Source organism: Micromonospora sp. HM134 (genome assembly GCF_007833915.1).
In the GTDB taxonomy this organism is placed as follows: Bacteria; Actinomycetota; Actinomycetes; order Mycobacteriales; family Micromonosporaceae; genus Micromonospora; species Micromonospora wenchangensis.
Genome location: NZ_CP041061.1, coordinates 4738368 through 4756165 on the forward strand (window position 1 = coordinate 4738368; position 17798 = coordinate 4756165).

Annotated in this window: 7 protein-coding genes; all 7 read right to left on the reverse strand. The window is 74.0% G+C overall.

What is annotated here, in order from left to right; translation table 11 throughout:
- Window positions 1-60: 60 nt before the first annotated feature.
- The gene (locus FJK98_RS20325) at window positions 61-894 is read right to left on the reverse strand and encodes a thioesterase II family protein (RefSeq protein ID WP_205789069.1); all 834 of its coding nucleotides are present in this window, start codon (window positions 892-894) and stop codon (window positions 61-63) included.
- A gap of 14 nt (window positions 895-908) precedes the next feature.
- On the reverse strand, window positions 909-2006 hold the full coding sequence (locus FJK98_RS20330) for a class II histone deacetylase (protein WP_145920442.1): 1098 nt from the start codon (window positions 2004-2006) through the stop codon (window positions 909-911).
- A gap of 102 nt (window positions 2007-2108) precedes the next feature.
- A complete protein-coding gene (locus FJK98_RS20335; protein ID WP_088647687.1) occupies window positions 2109-2414 on the reverse strand; it encodes a hypothetical protein in 306 nt (101 codons plus the stop codon).
- A 92-nt stretch (window positions 2415-2506) separates the two neighbouring features.
- Window positions 2507-6529: a bifunctional SDR family oxidoreductase/pyridoxal phosphate-dependent aminotransferase family protein gene (locus FJK98_RS20340; RefSeq protein WP_145920443.1), complete on the reverse strand. Its 4023-nt coding sequence runs from the start codon at window positions 6527-6529 to the stop codon at window positions 2507-2509.
- Window positions 6526-7647: a DNA alkylation repair protein gene (locus FJK98_RS20345; protein ID WP_145920444.1), complete on the reverse strand. Its 1122-nt coding sequence runs from the start codon at window positions 7645-7647 to the stop codon at window positions 6526-6528. Before FJK98_RS20345 ends, FJK98_RS20340 begins: the two co-directional genes overlap by 4 nt.
- Entirely contained in the window at window positions 7644-13958 is a 6315-nt protein-coding gene (locus FJK98_RS20350) for a type I polyketide synthase (protein ID WP_145920445.1), read from the reverse strand. Before FJK98_RS20350 ends, FJK98_RS20345 begins: the two co-directional genes overlap by 4 nt.
- A gap of 37 nt (window positions 13959-13995) precedes the next feature.
- The gene (locus FJK98_RS33650) at window positions 13996-17793 is read right to left on the reverse strand and encodes an SDR family NAD(P)-dependent oxidoreductase (protein WP_240763028.1); all 3798 of its coding nucleotides are present in this window, start codon (window positions 17791-17793) and stop codon (window positions 13996-13998) included.
- Window positions 17794-17798: the final 5 nt, after the last annotated feature.

The window sequence follows — 17798 nt, forward strand, 5'->3', positions numbered from 1 at the left end:
CCGGTGCTGTGGTTCGCTCGTGGTGCCCAAGGTGGTTCCTCTCTGGATCGTGCGGAGTGGTCAGCGCGACAGCGTCGCACTGGGGTGGGACATTTCTTGATGTTCCGCCATATGTGGGAAACAAAGCTGTAAAAGATGTTCCGCGATGGTTGCCGCAGTGTCCGGGGCGTACAGGTAGAAGTGGCCGCCGGTGAACATCCGGCGGGTGAAGGCCCCCGTCGTCTCCAGCGCCCACAGGTGCAGCCGGTCGGCGACGACCACCGGGTCGTCCACCGCGCCCAGCGACAGGATCGGCACCGCCACCCCGGTCGGCGGCCGGCGGTAGGTCTCCATGGCTTCGAGGTCGGCCCGGATCGCGGCCAGCGCGGGTCGCACCAGGTCCCCCCGGTGCAGCAGCTCGGGGCCGATCCCACCGATCTCCACCAGGTGCGCGAGCAGTTCGGCGTCGGTCCGGCGGTGCGCGAACGGCGGCTCGCCGGGAAAGCACGGCGGTTGGCGGGCCGACACCGTGAGCAGCCGGGGCGGCCGGCCGGCCCGCTCCATCGCCCGGGTCAGCTCGTAGCCCAGCACGCTGCCGAAGCTGTGCCCGACGATGGCGTACGGCAGCGGCGGCAGCTCCGCGACGGCGCGGCTGAGGCCGTCGACGAGCGGCTCGACCCGCCGCAACGGCGGCTCGGCGGCCCGCAACCCCCGGCCCGGCAACTGGGCGACCAGCAGTTCGACCCCCGCCGGCAGCACCGGCCGCCAGGACCGGAACGCCGACGGCCAGCCCCCGGCGTGCGGCAACGCGATCAGCCGCGCCCACGGCCCGCCGCGCGCCGGGCCGGCGGGACGGGACCCGCCGTCGACCGGGTGCCGCAGGCCCGCGCCCACCCGCATCAACCAGCCGTTCATCGGCTCCGCCCTCCTCATGTCAGCATCGGGTGGTGGGCTTCGAGGTGCTCGACCACGCGGCTCTGCTGCGGTCGCAGCCGTTGCCCGGGAAGGTGCTCCAACGAGTGCAGGAAGGGATCGGGCGGCGCCGGCAGCCCGGCGATCGCCGACGCGATGGCCAGCACCAGCGTCGGCTGGTACCAGGCCGAGTAGCCGCCCTCGTGGACGAAGACGATCCGTCCGCCGGTGAGGTCGTCGGCCAACGCGCACATGCCCTCGGTCAGCGCGTGGAAGGTCCGGCTGGTGCACATCATCCGACCCATCGGGTCGTGGCCGCTCGCGTCGACACCGGCCGCGACGAGGATCAGCTCCGGGCGGAAGGCACGCGCCGCCGGCACGACCAGCCGGGACAGCGCCGCCAGGTACGCCTCGTGCCCCGACCCGGCCGGCAGCGGCACGTTGAGGGTGCGGCCCGCGCCGGCCCCGGCCCCCGTCTCGGTGACCAGCCCCGACGCGGGCGGGAACAGCCCCTCCTGGTGGATCGAGACGTAGAGCACGTCCGGGTCCTCGTAGAAGGTGCGCTGGATGCCGTTGCCGTGGTGCACGTCCCAGTCGAGCACCAGCACCCGGCGTACCCCGTGCCGCTGCGCCGCCCGCGCGGCGATCGCCACGTTGTTGTAGAGGCACAGTGCCATCGCCCGGTCCGGCTCGGCGTGGTGTCCGGGCGGCCGGACCAGGCAGTACGCCCGGTCGAAGCGCCCGTCGAGCACGGCGGTGGCCGCCTGCACGCAGGCCCCCGCCGCCACCCGGGCGGCCTGGGCGCTGTGGTGGTTGACGTACGCGTACACCCCGGCGTCGCCCGCGCCGAGCGCGGAGGCCGCCTCGACCCGGCCGAGGTGCTCCGGCACGTGCACCAGCAGCAGGTCGTCGTCGCTGGCCGGCTCGGGGGTGACCCGGGTGTAGTGGTCCAGCACCCCGGCCAGCCGGACCAGTCCCTCGGCCCGCCGCAGGTCCGGGTCGACGGCGTGCTGGCGCAGGGGTTCGATGCCCGGACCGACCGGCAGGTAGCCCGATCCCGGTCCGGGGTCGTGCCAGAAGCAGATCTCGTGGCTGTACCAGGCGAGCTTCGACATGTGCGACGTCCTCGGCGCTCGACGATCGGGCAGGGGCGGGTGGCCGGGGCGCGCCACCGACGGGACCGGGTCGGTGGCGCGCCCCGGACCGGACGCCGCCGGTCAGGCGGCGACGGTGGCCGGTGCCCGGGTCACCCCGGACACCTCGGCGATGTAGCGGTGGTAGTGCTCCCGCTCCTCGGCGGGGGTGAGCTTGGCCCGGAACGTGGCGTCCAGCCAGCCCAGCACCTGCTCGGCCTCGGCCCGGGTGAGCGCCCGGTCGCCGAGTTCCTTCTCGAACTCCCGGATGCGGGCGGTGGGCGTCAGGACGCCCTCGGCGTAACCGGTCTCGTCGGTGTTGTGGTTGCGGGTGCAGGCGACGGCCTTCAGGACGGCACCGAAGAAGGCCCTGCTGTCGATGTCACTCACTGCGTTCTCCTCTCGACGGGGTTCCTCCGCCGGCCGCCCGGTCGGGCGGCCGGCAACACGGGTGGGTCTCGGTCGGAGCGCGCCGGCGGTTCTCAGGGAATGAGCCCGACCTGCCGGCCGGCCCGGGTGAAGACGGCGACGGCATGGTCGAGGTCGTCGGCGCAGTGGCTGAGGTTGACGATGGTGCGCAGCCGGGGCAGCGCCTTGGGCACGGTGGGATAGACGATGGGCTGGACGAAGATGCCGTCGGCCTGGCAGAGCCGGGCCATCTCCTGGGCCTGCCCGGCGCTGGCGCAGATGATCGGCACCACCGGCGTCTCGCTGGCCAGGGTGTCGAAGCCGAGGCCGCGCAGCGTCGCCCGGTACCGGTCGGTGAGCGCCCGCAGTTCCCCGGTGAGCTGCGGAGCCGCCTCCATCACCTCCACCGCGGCCCGCGCGGCGGCCACCTGCATCGGGGTACCGGCGGCGGAGAACATCCAGCCCCGGGCGTTGTTCTTCAGGGCGAAGACCAGGTCGCTGGAGCCGGCCACGTAGCCGCCGGTGCTGGGCACCGTCTTGGACAGCGTGCCCATCTTGACCGCCACCCGGGCCGGATCGATGCCGAAGTGTTCGGTGATGCCCCGGCCGGTGGCGCCCAGCACGCCGAGGCTGTGCGCCTCGTCGACCATCAGCGGCGCGTCGTAGCGCTCGCACAGCGCCAGGATGCCGGGCAGGTCGGCGATGTCGCCGTCCATGCTGAAGACCGCGTCGGTGACCACCAGCTTCCCGGCGTCGCCCGCCCGGCGCAGGGCGCGTTCCAGGTCGGTCAGGTCGTTGTGCGCGTAGGTGATCACGGTCGCGCCGGACAGCCGGTAGCCGTCCAGGATGCTCGCGTGGTTGTAGACGTCGCCGATCACCACGTCGCCCGGCCCGACCAGCGCGCCGATCGTCGCCACGTTGGCCATGTAGCCGCTGGTGTAGACGATGGCGTCCTCGGCCCCGAGGAACCGGGCGATGCCCAACTCCAGCTCGCGGTGCAGGTGCAGGGTGCCGGCGAGCAGCCGTACGCCGTGCGCGCCGGTGCCGTGCCGCTCCAGGGCCCGCTGCGCCTGGTGGTTGATGTAGTCGTGGCCGATCAGCCCGAGATAGCTGTACGACGCGAAGTTGAGGAACCAGCGGCCGTCGAACTTGATCCAGGCGCCCTTGGAGTCCTCGATGACCGGCTCGTAGAAGTAGTCGTCCTGGGCGATGACCACCCGGTCGTCCACCGACAGCGCGTCGATGCGCCGGTCGAGGAAGGAGCCGTCCGGGTGGTCGCCGAGCCGGCCGGGCAGGGTGCGGCGGGGCACCGACGCGCCGACCGGGACGGCGACACCGGGCGGCCCGGACCGCTCCCGGGCGGTAGGCGGGCCCGCCGTCGGCCGGTGTCCGTCCGCCACCGGGCTCCCCGCCGCCGGACCGACGCCGGCACGGTGGTCGGGCCGGGACGGGTGCCGGTCGGCGGCACCGTCGACGTCGCGGTAGCGGTCCCAGTCGGGCACGAAGCGCGGTGTCGCCGACGCGGCCACCGGTTCCGGCGACGCACCGGCCGGGCGGACGGCGGCCGGGCGGACGGCGGCCGGCCCGGCCGGTACGGCGGCGGACCCGGACCGCCCGACGCCCGGCGCAGCCGGCCCGGCGAAGGACGGCGTCACCGGTACGGCCGGGGCGGCCTGGCCGGTGGGAGCCGGGGCCGGGCTGGTGGGGGCCGCCCCGGGCGGGTGGCGCGGCAGCCCTTCCAGGTGCCGCACCAGCGCGCCGACGTCGGGGTGGTCGAACATGGCCACCGGATCGACGTCCAGTCCCTCGCCGGCCAGCGCGGCGGAGACCTCGACGGCCATCATCGAGTCGAGCCCCAACTCCAGCAGGTTGTCGTCGGGCGACACCTGGTCGACGTGCAGGGTCCGCTTCAGGATCGCCGACAGCGCCGGCCACAGCCGGGTGTCGACAGGGGTCACAGGGGTCATCTGGTCGTCCTCCGGTTCGTCGACTGCGGACACGACGTAGTTCGCGGGAGCCAGTTCGAGGGTGTGCCGCAGCAGCGCGATGCCGTCGGCGACGGTCAGCGCCGGGATGCCGCGTGCCGCTGCGGCGTCGGCGATCCCCGCACCCATGCCGACGCGCCACAGGCCCCAGCCGAGGCTGTACCACGCCTCCCCACCGGCCCGGCGGCGCGCGGCGTAGCCGTCGAGGTAGGCGTTGGCGGTCGCGTACGAACTCTGGCCGAGGTTGCCGTGGGTCGCCGAGATGGAGGAGAACAGCACGACGAACCCGGGCCGCGCGTCGGCGGGGAACGCCTCGTCGAGCGCGTGCACCCCACCGATCTTCGGCCCGAACACCTCGTCGATCCGTTCCGCCGACAGGCTGCGCGCCAACCCGTCGCGGAGCACTCCGGCGGCGTGGAAGACCCCGTCGAAGGGCTCCGCGCCGCGCAGCACGTCCGGCAGCGTACGGACGTCGGCGGTGACGATCCGCAGGTCGCAGGTGGCGGCGAGGCGGTCCAGCCGGTCCCGGGTCGGCCCCCCGGTCGGTGCCGTGCGACCGACCAGGGTGAGGTGGGCGCCGCCCGCGCCGGCCAGGAACTCCGCCACGTGCAGGCCGATGCCGCCCAGGCCGCCGGTGACGAGGAACCGGCCACCGGCCACCGGCCGGGCCGACCGCCCGGGTACGACCGCGGCCGGGTGGGTGGGGGCGTACCAGGAGCCGTCACGCCAGGCGAGTTCCGCCTCGCCGTGCCGCACCTCGTCGAGGGTCGGTGGCGGGGTGCCGCCGCCCAGGCCGATGTCGACGAGGCGTACCCGGGCCTGCGGGTGCTCGATCCGCAGGGTGCGCGCCAGGCCCCACAGCGCGGCCTGCCCGGGCTCGACCGGCTCGTCCCCGGTGACCTGCTGGGCGGCGCTGGTGACGATGGTGAGGGCGGGCATCGGTGGCTGCGCCGCGAGCCGCCGGACCAGGGTGAAGACGCCGTGCAGCAGCGCGACGGCCCCGGCCCGGTCCCGCACGGCGCGCGGGGCCACGTACACCACCTCGGCGGGCGGCGTCTCCGCGCGCGCCCGGTCGAGGTGGGCGTCGTGCAGGTCGGCCGGGGTGAGCAGGAGCGGCCCGCCCTCGTACGACTCGACACCGGGCTCCCCCGACACCACCCAGGTGCGGCCCGGTTCGGTGGCCGGTTCCGGGGTGGGGACGACCGGCCGCCAGGTCACCGTGGTGACCGACCCCGCAGGCACCGGCTCGGCGGGCAGCGGGCTGACGGGTAGCGGGTCGGTGGGCAGCGGGGTGGGGCGGGTCGACGGGGGTCGACGGGGGGTGGCCGCCGGGGCGGTGGTGGGGCCGGCCGCCTTGAGGACGATCCGGTCCAGCTCCAACAGCACCTCGCCCTGCTGGTTGCAGACCGTGGCCCGCCCGCGCACCGCGCCACCGGCCCCGCCCGCCGGGTCGGTCCGCTCGACGAGGGCCAGCACGGTGCCGGTGACCGGGCGGCGGGCGGTGATCCGCCCGACGTACCAGGGCAGGCAGGCGCCGGCGGTGCCGTCGTCGAGCATCCCGAGGCACTGGAAGACGCTGTCCAGCAGCGGCGGTGGGACGAAGTGCCGGTCGGTCAGCCCACCGGACGCGCGGAGCACGGCCAGGATCCGGTCGGGCCCCCGGTGTGCGGCGCGGATCGCCTGGAACGTCGGGCCGTACGCGATGCCGCTGGACCGCCGCCACTCGGCGACGGCGGAGAGCGGCACCTCGTCGACGCAGCCGGCGCGCAGCCCCGCCACGTCCCGGTAGCTCGGCGGGGCCAACGCGCTGCGGGTGGCCCGGGCCCGGCTGTGCAGGACCGGGCCGGACCCGTCCGGCTGCCACGAACCGAGCGTGCACTCCCCCGCCGGGGTGAGCACGGTCTCGATCTCGACCGACCCGCCCGGCGCGACCGGCAGCGGCACGAGGAACGCCACCTGGTCGAGACGCCAACTCCCGCCGTCGTGGGCCGCCGCGCAGGCGCTGAGCATCGCGTCGAGCTGCGCCGCCGCGGGCAGGACCGGCGTGTCGCCGATCCGGTGGTCGCGCAGCACCGGGTGGTCGGCGGCGAGCGGCGTACGGGGGCCGTTCACAGCCGGAGGTCGAATCTGTCCGTGGCCAGCACCTGGCCGTTGACCTGGATGTCGACGAGGTGCTCGCCGGGGTAGTAGCGCCGGGTGGAGACCTCCCGGACCGGGTGCGACTTCTCCACCGTCCGGCGTTCGCCGGGGCCGAGTTCCAGCGTGGTCAGCTTGAAGACCTTGGGGATGCGTTGGCCGTTCTTGCGGACGTGGTGCACGACGTAGTCCACGGTGACGGTGTGCCGGCGGCTGTCGGTGTTCTCGACGTCGAGGCGGATCATGGTCGACTCACCGAGCGCCAGGGTGCGCGGGTGGAGCCCCATCGAGGGCACCCGGATGTGCTCGCCGCCGGTGACGCCCACGATCGCCAGCGCCTCCTGGTTGCCCTTCTTGACCAGCGTGCGCAACGCGTGCCGGACGATCCAGGTGGTCTCCGGGGTCGGGCTCTCCTGCGACCAGCGCAACGCGGTGGCCACCGCGACGTCGGGCGAATCCTTGGAGATGTCGTTGAGGTTGTTCGCCACCGACTTGCGCACGTACTCGGAGGGGTCGCTGCGCAGCGGTTCGAGGATCTCCAGTACGGGCTGCGGGTCCCGCACGAAGGCGGTGAGCGTACGCGCCCAGGGAAGCCGGGGACGCACGCCCTCGCTCGCCATTCTCCGGACGTTGTGGCTGGGGTCGCGGGCCCAGTCGGCCATCCGGGCCATCGTCAGCTCGTAGTGCTGCTCGATGAAGGGGCGGATGGCGTACTCGGCGGTGTGCCGCTTGGTGATCTCGACCAGCGCGTCGAGGGACACCTCCGGGTGGTCCAGGCCGTACTCCTCGACGAACCGGGCCACCGGCATGAGGTACCAGCTCACGTTGAACATCCCCTCGCCCTCGGCGAGTTCCTCGCCGAGGATGGCCAGGAGGATCTTCACGCTCTCGGCGTAGTCCTCGGGGAGCCGGCTGCGCAGCCCCTCCGCCAGGACGAGGACGCGGTCCTTCAGCTCCTTTCCGGGAATGCGACGCTCCACCTCGGCGGTGTACTCCTCGACGTCGAAGTCCGGGTGGACCTCGCGGATCTTTCCGCCGATGAGGCGGGCGGCGTCACCGTTGAAGTGACGCTTGAGTCCGTATTCCGTAGTCATGACATCCGGTCCTTGTCGACGTAGTTTTCCCGGGCGGGCGGATAGAGGTGGATCTTACGTTCGCATGGCTCCCGCCTCACGGATGCCGGCCGGGCGGAGGCGGCATCCGCCACCTCGTCCGCTCCACCGTGGACCCAGAATCTCTGCCGTTGGAAGGGGTAGGTGGGAATGGTCGTGGTGCGGTGTCCCTTACCGTGATGCACCCCGGCCCAGTCGATATCACCCAGACCCCGGCTGTAGAACGACGTGACGGCCGTATGGAGCTGCGTCTGGTCGTCGTGGTCCCGTCGTAGCGTCGACAGCCAGGTCAGATCGGTATCGGTGAGGGTCGCCCGCGCCAACCCGGTCAACACCGGATGCGCACCGATATCCCAGAACACCCGCCCACCAGCCGCATACACCGCCTCAACCGCCTCAACGAAACGCACCGGCTGACGAATCCCCGACCCCCACAACCGACCATCCGCCACCGACCGCGCATCATGCCAACGACCCGTCACCGTCGATGCGAAACCAATCCGCGGGGGCGACACCACCACCTCACCGAACGCCTCCGCAAACGGCCCCACCGCACCCGCCATCACCGACGAATGAAACGCATGACTCACCGTCAACCGCTGCGTCCGCAGCCCCGACCCGGCACCGAACGCCTCCACCGCCTCGACCGGGCCGGAGATCGTCACACTGCGCGGGGCATTGAACGCCGCGATCTCCACCCCCGGGAAGGACGGCAACACCGCCTCCACCGATCCGGCGTCGGCGAACACCACCGCCATCGCCCCACCCGACGGCTGACCCTGCATCAACCCACCCCGCACCACCACCAGCCGCAACAACTCCCCCAACCCGAGAGCCCCCGCCGCCCACGCAGCCGTCAACTCCCCCACGCTGTGACCCACCACCAACCCCGGCCGAACACCCCACGACTCCAACAACCGCACCAACCCCACCTGCACCGCCACGATCCCCACCTGCGCAAACCGCGTCTGCACCAACTCACCACCCCGCTCCCCCAACACCACCTCCCGCAACGGCACGTCCCCACACGACGCCACCAACTCGGCGCACTCATCGAACGCCGCCCGGAACACCGGCTCAGTCGCGTACAAACCCGCCGCCATCCCCGGATACTGCGAACCCTGACCCGAAAACAGGAACACCGACACCGGCGGCTGATTCGACAACCGACCCACCGGCCGATCCCCACCCGCCACCAAGTTCAGAGCACCCGCCAAACCCGACCCGTCAGAACCCTGCACCGCCACCCGGAACCGATGCGACGCCCGGCCCACATTCGCGGTGAAACCCACGTCACCCAACGCCGACGAATCCACACCCGACAACACCCGCGCATACTCCCCCGCCAACCGACGCACCCCCTCCTCACTCGCCGCCGACACCTTCACCACAAACGACTGCTGCGGCAACGACTCCCGGACAGCCGGGAGCGGGGCCTCCTCCACAATCACGTGAGCATTGACCCCGCCCATCCCGAACGCCGACACCGCCGCCCGACGCGGAACACCCACCACCCGAGGCCACGGCACCGGCTGATCCGCCACGAAGAACGGCGTGTCCTCAAACCGGATATGGTCGTTCGGCCGCACCACATGCAACGTCGGCGGCACCACCTGATGCTCCAACGACAACAACACCTTCACCAACCCGGCAAGGCCCGCCGCCGGCTCCAGATGACCAATGTTCGACTTCAACGAACCAATCGCACAGAACTGCGTCCGCGACGTGAAACCCCGCCACGCCCGAGTCAACCCCTCCACCTCGATCGGATCACCCAACGACGTCCCCGTCCCATGCGCCTCCACCATCCCGAACCCCTCCACACCAACACCCGCATCCCGCAACGCCGCCACAATCACCTCCCGCTGGCCGGCGGGGCTCGGGGCGGAGTAGCGGGTGGTCCGGCCACCGTGGTTCACCGCCACGCCCTTGATCAGGCCCCGGATGCGGTCGGCGTCGCGTTCGGCGTCCGCCCGGCGGCGGAGCACGATCGCCACCGCGCCCTCACCGGGCACGAACCCGTCGGCCTCGACGTCGAAGGCCCGGCAGCGGAAGCTGGGCGAGAGCGCGCGCAGGTCCCGCATGGAGTCGAAGTACTCCGGGCTGATCGCGGCGTGCACGCCACCGATGACGGCGGTGTCGATGTCGCCGGCCCGTAGGTGCTGCACGGCGGTGTGCAACGCCACCAGCGACGACGAACAGAGCGTGTTCACCACGACGCTCGGGCCGTGCCAGTCCATCAGGTACGACAGCCGGTTCGGGATCATCGCCTCCAGGCCCAGCCCGCGCCCGTCGGCCACCCCGTGTCGGGACCGTTCCTCGTGATAGTGGTCGTGGCTGTAGGCGATCCACAGCCCGATCCGGTTGTCCGGGCTCCCCTGCCCCGTCCGGCCGGCGTCCTCCAGGGCCTGCCAGATGGTCTCGTACACGATGCGGGCCTGGGGGTCGATCAGCGGCGCCTCCCGGGCGGAGATCCGGAACGGCACGGGGTCGAACTCGTCGACCCGCTCCAGGAAGGACGCCTGCGGTACCGGGCCCTCCAACGGCTGCCACCGGCCCTCGGGCAGGGCACCGACGGTGTCGCGCCCGTCGGTGAGCAGCGTCCAGAACGCGTCGAGGTCGCCGGCGGTGGGCACCCGGATCGCGGCACCCACGACGGCGATGTCGCGTCCCGGGTCCGTCCCGTCGGCCTCCGCCCTCCCCGCCCCGTCGGCAACCGGCGGCACGGCAGCGGCCGGGGTCGACCCGGCCGACGGTGACGGTACGGCGGCCGACGGGGTGGGGATGTCCCCGGTCGGCGGGGTGGGGACGCTGCCGGCCGGCAGCGGGGTGGGCACGGACCCGTCAGGCGGCGGCGCGGTGCCGGCCGACGGCGACGGGGAGGAGGTGGGCTCGGCCGACGGCGGGGCGACGGGGGCCGACGTGACGGGGGGCGGCGGCGCGGCCAGCGCGGCGACGAACTCGGGTGCCTCGTCGACGAGGTGCTGGGCGAAGCTGCGGGGGGTCGGGTACTCGAAGAAGACGGTCGGATACAGCGACAGCCCGTGTTCCCGGGACAGTCGTTCGCTGAGCCCGACCAGACCGACGGAGTCGAAGCCGGCGGAGAGGAACTCGGCGTCGACGTGCTCGGCGTCCGTGCCGGCCAGGGCCAGGAACCAGGCGAGCGCCCGAGCGAGCGGTGTCGTCCCGGCCACGCCGGCCGGCCCGGCGACCCCGACCGGGCCAGCGGACGGGGCCGCCACGACGGCCGGTTCCGGGGCGGGGGCCGGCGCGGCTAACGGCTCAAGGGCGGCGGCCGGCGCGGCGGACGACTCAGGGGCGGGTCGCGGGGCGTCGGCCGGGGGCGGGTCGCTGAACGCGAGGACGGGCACCCGCTTGGAGGAGATGTCCCCGAAGGTCAGCAGGGGTACGCCCGCGGCGTCGAGGACGACCTGGGTGACCCGGCACGCCTCCTCGTTCCAGAAGGACACCTCGGTACGGACGTAGGCGGCGTCGGCCAGCGCACCGTGCACGCTCACCCGGTCGACGGAGAGCGGGATGAACGCGGTGGCGTGGTCGGTGCCGAAGACAGGGTTGTCCGGGTCGATCGCCGCGATGGTGACGCTGTCCAGCAGCCCCGGGAAGAGCTGGACGTCCGGGGGGTTCAGGGCGCGTTGCCGACCCCCCTCGATCCGGGCGAGGGTGCCGCCGCCGGGGAGGCTGGCGACCCAGGAGATGTTGCGGTAGTACCGGCCGTGCTGGTAGCCGATGCGACGCAGCCAGCGGTACACGGTGGACCCGGCATGCACCCGGGAGCAGGTGTCGAGCAGCGCCGCGAGCGGCTGCGGCGCGGGCACCGGATCGGGCTGGGGGGCGTACCGGCCGGTGACGAAGGGGGTGCCGTCGGCGTCGGCGACGGTGAACCGCCCCTCGGCGTCGACCCGGCACACCACCCGGTGCGCCCCGGTCGGGATGAGCGGACGGTGGAAGAGCACGTCCCGCACCCCGTGGAACAGCTCGCCGCGCAGTTCCGCGCCCTGGCGCAGGAAGTCGAACCAGGCGACACCGGGGAGCATGATCCGGCGGTACACCGAGTGCTGGGCGATCGGCACCTCGCCCGGCCCGAAGACCCGGGAGAAGGCGTACCCGGCCGGGCCGGCGTCGTCGTCGAGGGCCAGCGGGCCGCCGGGCTCGGCGGAGCGCAGCGGCTCCCGCAGGTCCAGCGCGGGGCCCCGGGCCTGACCGACCGGCAGGAGGCGTTTGCGCCAGGCGACCGGCCACTGGAACGTGGCCCAGTCGATGTCCGCGCCGGCTTCGTAGAGTTCCGCCGTGACGGCGGCGAGCACCCCGGCGACCTCCCGCTCGTCGGTGGCGGCGGCGAGGCGCGCACAGAGGTCCACCGCGCCCCCTGCGGGGGTCGGGGCGTCGGTGGTCGCGGCCCCGGCGGCCAGCACCGTGCTGAGCGCCTGCTCCAGGGAGGTACGTCCGTGCACGAAGTCGGTGATCGACGCCCAGCCGGGCGGCAGGTCGACCGCCTGCTCGGGTACCCCGGCGTCGCGCAGCGCCACGGCCAGCACGACCCCCGCGCAGATCCGCAGCAGCGGGCCGGAGAACGTGGTCACCGGGCTGCCGACCGCGGTCTCGAACCGGCCGACGATCTCCCGTACCGCCGGCACGTCGTGGTGGAGCGCGAGCAGCCATGGCGGCGGCGCGGACCCGGCCACCGGGCGGACGGCCACCACGGGCTGCCGTCCGGTGGGTTCGCCGAGCGGGACGTCGGCCCGCAGCAGCCGGGCACGCAGCGCGGCGGCGAGGCGGTCGGCGTCCGCTCCGGCGACCGCGCAGCGTACGGCTCGGGCGGGGCGGCCGAGCCGGGCGGTGGCGAGCACGTCGGCGAGCACGTCGGCCGTCGACGGGAGGAACTCCACCCACTGCGCGACCAGTTCGCGCAGCACGTCCGGGCTGTCGGCGGAGAGGGCCAGCACCTCGACGTGCCGCCCGGCCCCGGTGGTGGTCGGGGCGGGCCCGCTCGCCGCCTCGGCCACCACGTGCGCGTTGGTGCCGCCGAAGCCGAAGCCGCTCACGCCGGCCCGGCGGATCGGGGCCGCCGGCCAGGGGCGGGGGCGCGACGGCAGGTGCAGCGGGCCGGCGTCCAACCGCAGTCGCGGGTTGACCGTGGGCACCGGCACCCCGGGGACGATCTCGTCCCGCAGGCAGAGGACGATCTTGGCCAGGCCGGCCAGGCCGGACGCCGAGTGCAGGTGCCCGATCCGCCGTTTCAGCGAGCCGAGCGCGATGCTGCCGGGGGCGACGCCGCGCCGGCCGAACACGTCGGTGAGCGCCCGCACCTCGATCGGGTCGCCGATGGCGGTGCCCGTGCCGTGGGTCTCGACGTACTGCACGGTGGTGGGGTCGATCCGCCCGTACACCCGGTCGAGCAGCGCGATCTGGGCCTCCAGGTTGGGGGTGGTCACCCCCATGGTGCGGCCGTCGTTGTTGACGCCGGTGCCGGCGATCGCGCCGAGGATCAGGTCGCCGTCGGCCACCGCCGTGGCCATCGGCTTGAGCACCAGGGCGACGGCCCCCTCGCCGGGGACGTACCCGTTGGCCCGCTCGTCGAAGGTCTGGCACAGCCCGTCCGGGGAGAGCGCGCCGGTGCGGGACAGCAGCACGAAGGTCAGCGGGTCGAGCAGCAGGTCCACGCCGCCGACCAGGGCGATCTCGCAACTGCCGGCGGCGAGGCTCTGGCAGGCCAACCAGACCGCCGTCAGCGAGGACGAGCAGGCGGTGTCGACCACCAGGCTGGGGCCGGTGAGGTCGAGGCGGTCGGAGAGCCAGGCCGCGACGAAGTTCTGCGACCGGCCCCACAGTGCCGCCGGGACCGGCCGGCCGGTGCCGTCCGGGCCGGTCGGGACCAGCCCACGGCCGTGGTCGAAGCCGTAGGAGTTCATCCGGGCGCCGACGAAGACGCCCGCGTCGAGACGGCGGCGGACGGAGCGGTAGCCGGCATCCTCCAGCGCCCGCGCGCCGACCTCCAGCATCACCCGCTGCTGCGGGTCGAGCAGGACGGCGTCACCGGCGGTCAGGCCGAACGCCTCGTGGTCGAAGGAGAACGGGTCCTGGAGGAAGGCGCCCCGGTGGTGGGTGCCCTGGTGGTCACCGTCGCCGAGGTAGTGGTCGCGGGCCCACCGGCTGGGCGGGACCTCGTCCACCTCGACCGAGTCGTGGGTCAGCAGCCAGCGCAGGTCCGCCACGTCCTCGGCACCGGGAAGCCGTACGGCCATGCCGATCACCGCGATTCGACTGTCCGTCATGTTCGCGTCGCTCCTTCCGTCACACTCGGTGGGCAGGTCAGTGGCGCGGCTGCTGGCCGGTCGCGAGCAGTGGCCGCAGCAGGGCGCTGAGGCTCGCCGTGGGCACCGGGTCGCCCGGGCCGGGCGCGGACGGCACCGCACCGGCCGCCCTGATGACCGGGTCGGTCCCGGACGCCGGGGCGGGTGGTTCGGCCCGGTCGGTGAGCCGGGCCGCGAGGTCGGCCATGGTGCGGGACCGCATCACCAGCGAGGGGTCGACGGTCGTCCCGCTGAGCCGCTCGATGGCGCTGGTCAGGTCGGCGATGACCAACGAGTCCAGCCCCAGGTCGCGCAGGGGGAGATCTCCCGGGTCCTCACCGAGCACGTCGACGAAAGCGTCCCGCACCAGCCGGTACGCGCCCCCCGGGTCGCCGTCCGACGGCGGCCCGGCCGGTGCGGCGTCGCCGACGGCGGAATCAGCCGGGAGGGGGGCGGCCGGGGCGGGCTCGGGGTGCGCCGTCGACGCGGCCCGGTGGGCGGCCTGCGGCGGCGGCGCGGAGACGGTGGTCGGCTGCGGTACGGCGCTGCCGGGGAACACCACGGCACCCCCGGTGAGCAGGTACGCGTCGAAGCCGGCCAACGCCTGGTCGAGGGTGATCGAGTGCCCGGCGGAGAAGGACTCGTCCGCCGCCATGCCGATGCCGGACCAGTTCGGCCAGGCGTGCGCGGTCACCGTCGGGCCGTCGTCGCCGGCCTGCCCGGCCAGGGCCAGCTGGTACGCGTTGGCCAGGGCGTAGTCCACCAGACCCCGGCCGGCGTCGGGCAGGGCACCGGCGATCGAGGAGACCAGGGCGACGTGGTCGGCGCCCTCGGTGCGGGCGAGCCGGATCACGTTGCGGGAGCCGGCGACCTTCGGGGCGGTCACCCGGGCCGCCTCCGGCCACTGCCGACGACGCAGCGACCCGAACTGGTTGACCCCACCGGAGCAGTGCACGATCCCGCGTAGCCGGCCCCACCGGCGGGCGAAGGACGCGGCGGCGGCGGTCAACGCGGCCGGGTCGGCGACGTCGCACCGCTGGTAGTCCACCTCGGCTTCCGGGCGCAGCCCCCGCAGGAAGTCCTCGGCGGCCCCGTCGACCGGCGACCGGCCGACGATGCCGACGCGCCGGGCGCCGCGCGTCACCAGGTGCGTGACCAGTCGCCGGCCGACCGCGCCGAGGCCGCCGGTGACCAGGTGGTAGCCGTCCCCGGTGAGGTCGGCCGGTGGACCCGGCCGGGCCGCCGAGGGGGTCGGAACGTACCGGACGCCGCCGCGGTAGGCCACGACGGTGTCCGCGCCGGGGCGCAGCGCGGCGAACTCGGCGGCGATCTGCCGGGCGCGGATCTCGACCGGATCGGCCGGGTCGAGGTCGAGCACGGCGACGGTGAACCGGTTCTCGGCGGCGGCGGCGCGGACCGCGAACGCCCGCGCGGCGGCCTCGGGGTCGAGCAGCGCGCGGTCCGCCTCGTCGACGGTGGCCGACCGGTGTGCGACCCAGACCATCCTGCCCTGGGGTGGGACGGTGGCGGCGTAGGAGCGGAGCTGCCCCCAGAACCCGCGCAGGTCCGGTGCGGTGTCGGCGGAACCGGGGACGGCGTCGACCACCACCAGGGCGCGGGGGTTCACCCCGTCGGGGGCCAGGTCGGCGCCCCTGGCGGCGAGCGCGGCGGAGACCGCACCGCTGAGGTCCCAGTCCGCCACGACCACCCGTACGGTGACCCCGTAGGCCGATGCGCCGGGCGGCGGGTCGGCGGGTCGCCACCGGATGACCAGGGCCTCCGGTGCCGGCATCGATGCCGGGTTACCGGAGTGGCCGCCGTCGGCGGGCCCGGGGTCCACCGGCGGGGTGTGCTCCGGGGGCAGCTCCACAGTGGTGACCGGGGCCGGCCCGGTCACCGTCGCGGCGGGGCGGGTGTGCCAGTAACGGCCCTGGTCGAACGGGTAGGTGGGGAGCGCGACGATCCGTGAGCCCGGCACGGACAGGGCGGCCCAGTCGACGTCGGCGCGGCCCTGCCGGACCTGGTCCACCACCACCGCGTGCCGCTGCGCCGGGTCGGCGGGGAGCGGGTCGGCGGGCCGGTGGCAGTCGACGCGGGCGACCGGGACCCGGCCGTCGGCGACCGCCCGGAGCTGCTCGGCGAGGGCCTGCCCGGTGGGGCCGCTCACCGCGGTCTGGTAGTCGAGCGAGGAACGGCCCACGTTGGCGGTGTGACAGAGGTCGGCGGTGGCCCGGTCGTCGGGGGCGGCCGCGAAGGAGTCGGCGTACGCGGCGGCGAGGCGGCGTACCGCAGCCTCGGTGGCGGCGGAGACCTTGACCAGATGCGACTGCTGCGGCAGGGGTTCCCGGGTGGCCGGGAGCGGGGCCTCCTCGACGATGACGTGGGCGTTGACCCCGCCCATGCCGAACGCCGACACCGCCGCCCGACGGGGTGCACCCGCGACGCGGGGCCACGGCACCGGCTGATCCGCCACGAAGAACGGCGTGTCCTCAAACCGGATATGGTCGTTCGGCCGCACCACATGCAACGTCGGCGGCACCACCTGATGCTCCAACGACAACAACACCTTCACCAACCCGGCAAGGCCCGCCGCCGGCTCCAGATGACCAATGTTCGACTTCAACGAACCAATCGCACAGAACTGCGTCCGGGACGTGAAACCCCGCCACGCCCGAGTCAACCCCTCCACCTCGATCGGATCACCCAACGACGTCCCCGTCCCATGCGCCTCCACCATCCCGAACCCCTCCACACCAACACCCGCATCCCGCAACGCCGCCACGATCACCCTCCGCTGCGCGGCACTACTCGGCACCGTCAACCCACTCGTCCGACCACCGTGATTCACCGCCGAACCCCGAATCACCCCCCGCACCCGATCCCCATCCCGCACCGCATCCACCAACGGCTTCACCACCACCGTCACCACACCCTCACCCGGCACGAACCCATCCGCCCCCGCATCGAACGCCCGCGACGCACCCGTCGGGGAGAGGGCCCGCAGGTTCCGCATCGCGGTGTAGTGCAGGGGGGACATCGCCAGCCGCACCCCGGCGACGATGGCCTGGTCGCACTCGCCGCTGCGGATGCTGCGCACGGCGGTGTGCAGAGCCACCAACGACGACGAACACAACGTGTCGATCGTCATGCTCGGCCCCGACAGATCCAGGAAATAGCTGACCCGGTTCGCCAGGAACGCGTTGTGGTTGCCCAACCCGCTCGGCGCGTCCAGTTCCGGGGCGAGGTTGTAGTCCTTGTAGTGCTGGTAGCTGGCACCGACGAACACGCCGGTCGCGGCGGGGGTGGACAGCGGGGCGATCCCGGCGGACTCCAATGCCTCCCACGCGGTGCGCAGCAGCCAGCGGACCTGCGGGTCGAGCACCTCGGCCTGCTTGGCGAAGAAGTCGAAGAACCGGGCGTCGAACTCGTCGATCGGGCCCAGGAAGCCGCCGATCGCGGCCCCGTCGCCACCCCCCGCCCAGCGGAAGGCGGGCGCGGGACCGATGCCGCTGCCCCCGCGCGCCAGCAGGGACCAGAAGCCCTCCGGGTCGGTGGCCCCGGGCAGCGCGCAGGCGATCCCGATGACGGCCAGGTCGCCCCGGTCGCCGCCGTCCGGCCCGGCCGGAGACTGTTCCCGTACGGCGGGGGAGCCGGGACCGGCCGGTCGGTGGGGGCGGGGGCGTCGTCGGCGGCGGGCACGGGAATGTCGGCCCCGGCCGCCGGGGCGTCGTCGGTGCCGGCCACGGCCGGGGCGCTGGGCGGCGGGGTGGTCGGTTCGGGCAGGGCGGACGCCACCACGGCGGCCAGCGCCCGGCAGTCCCG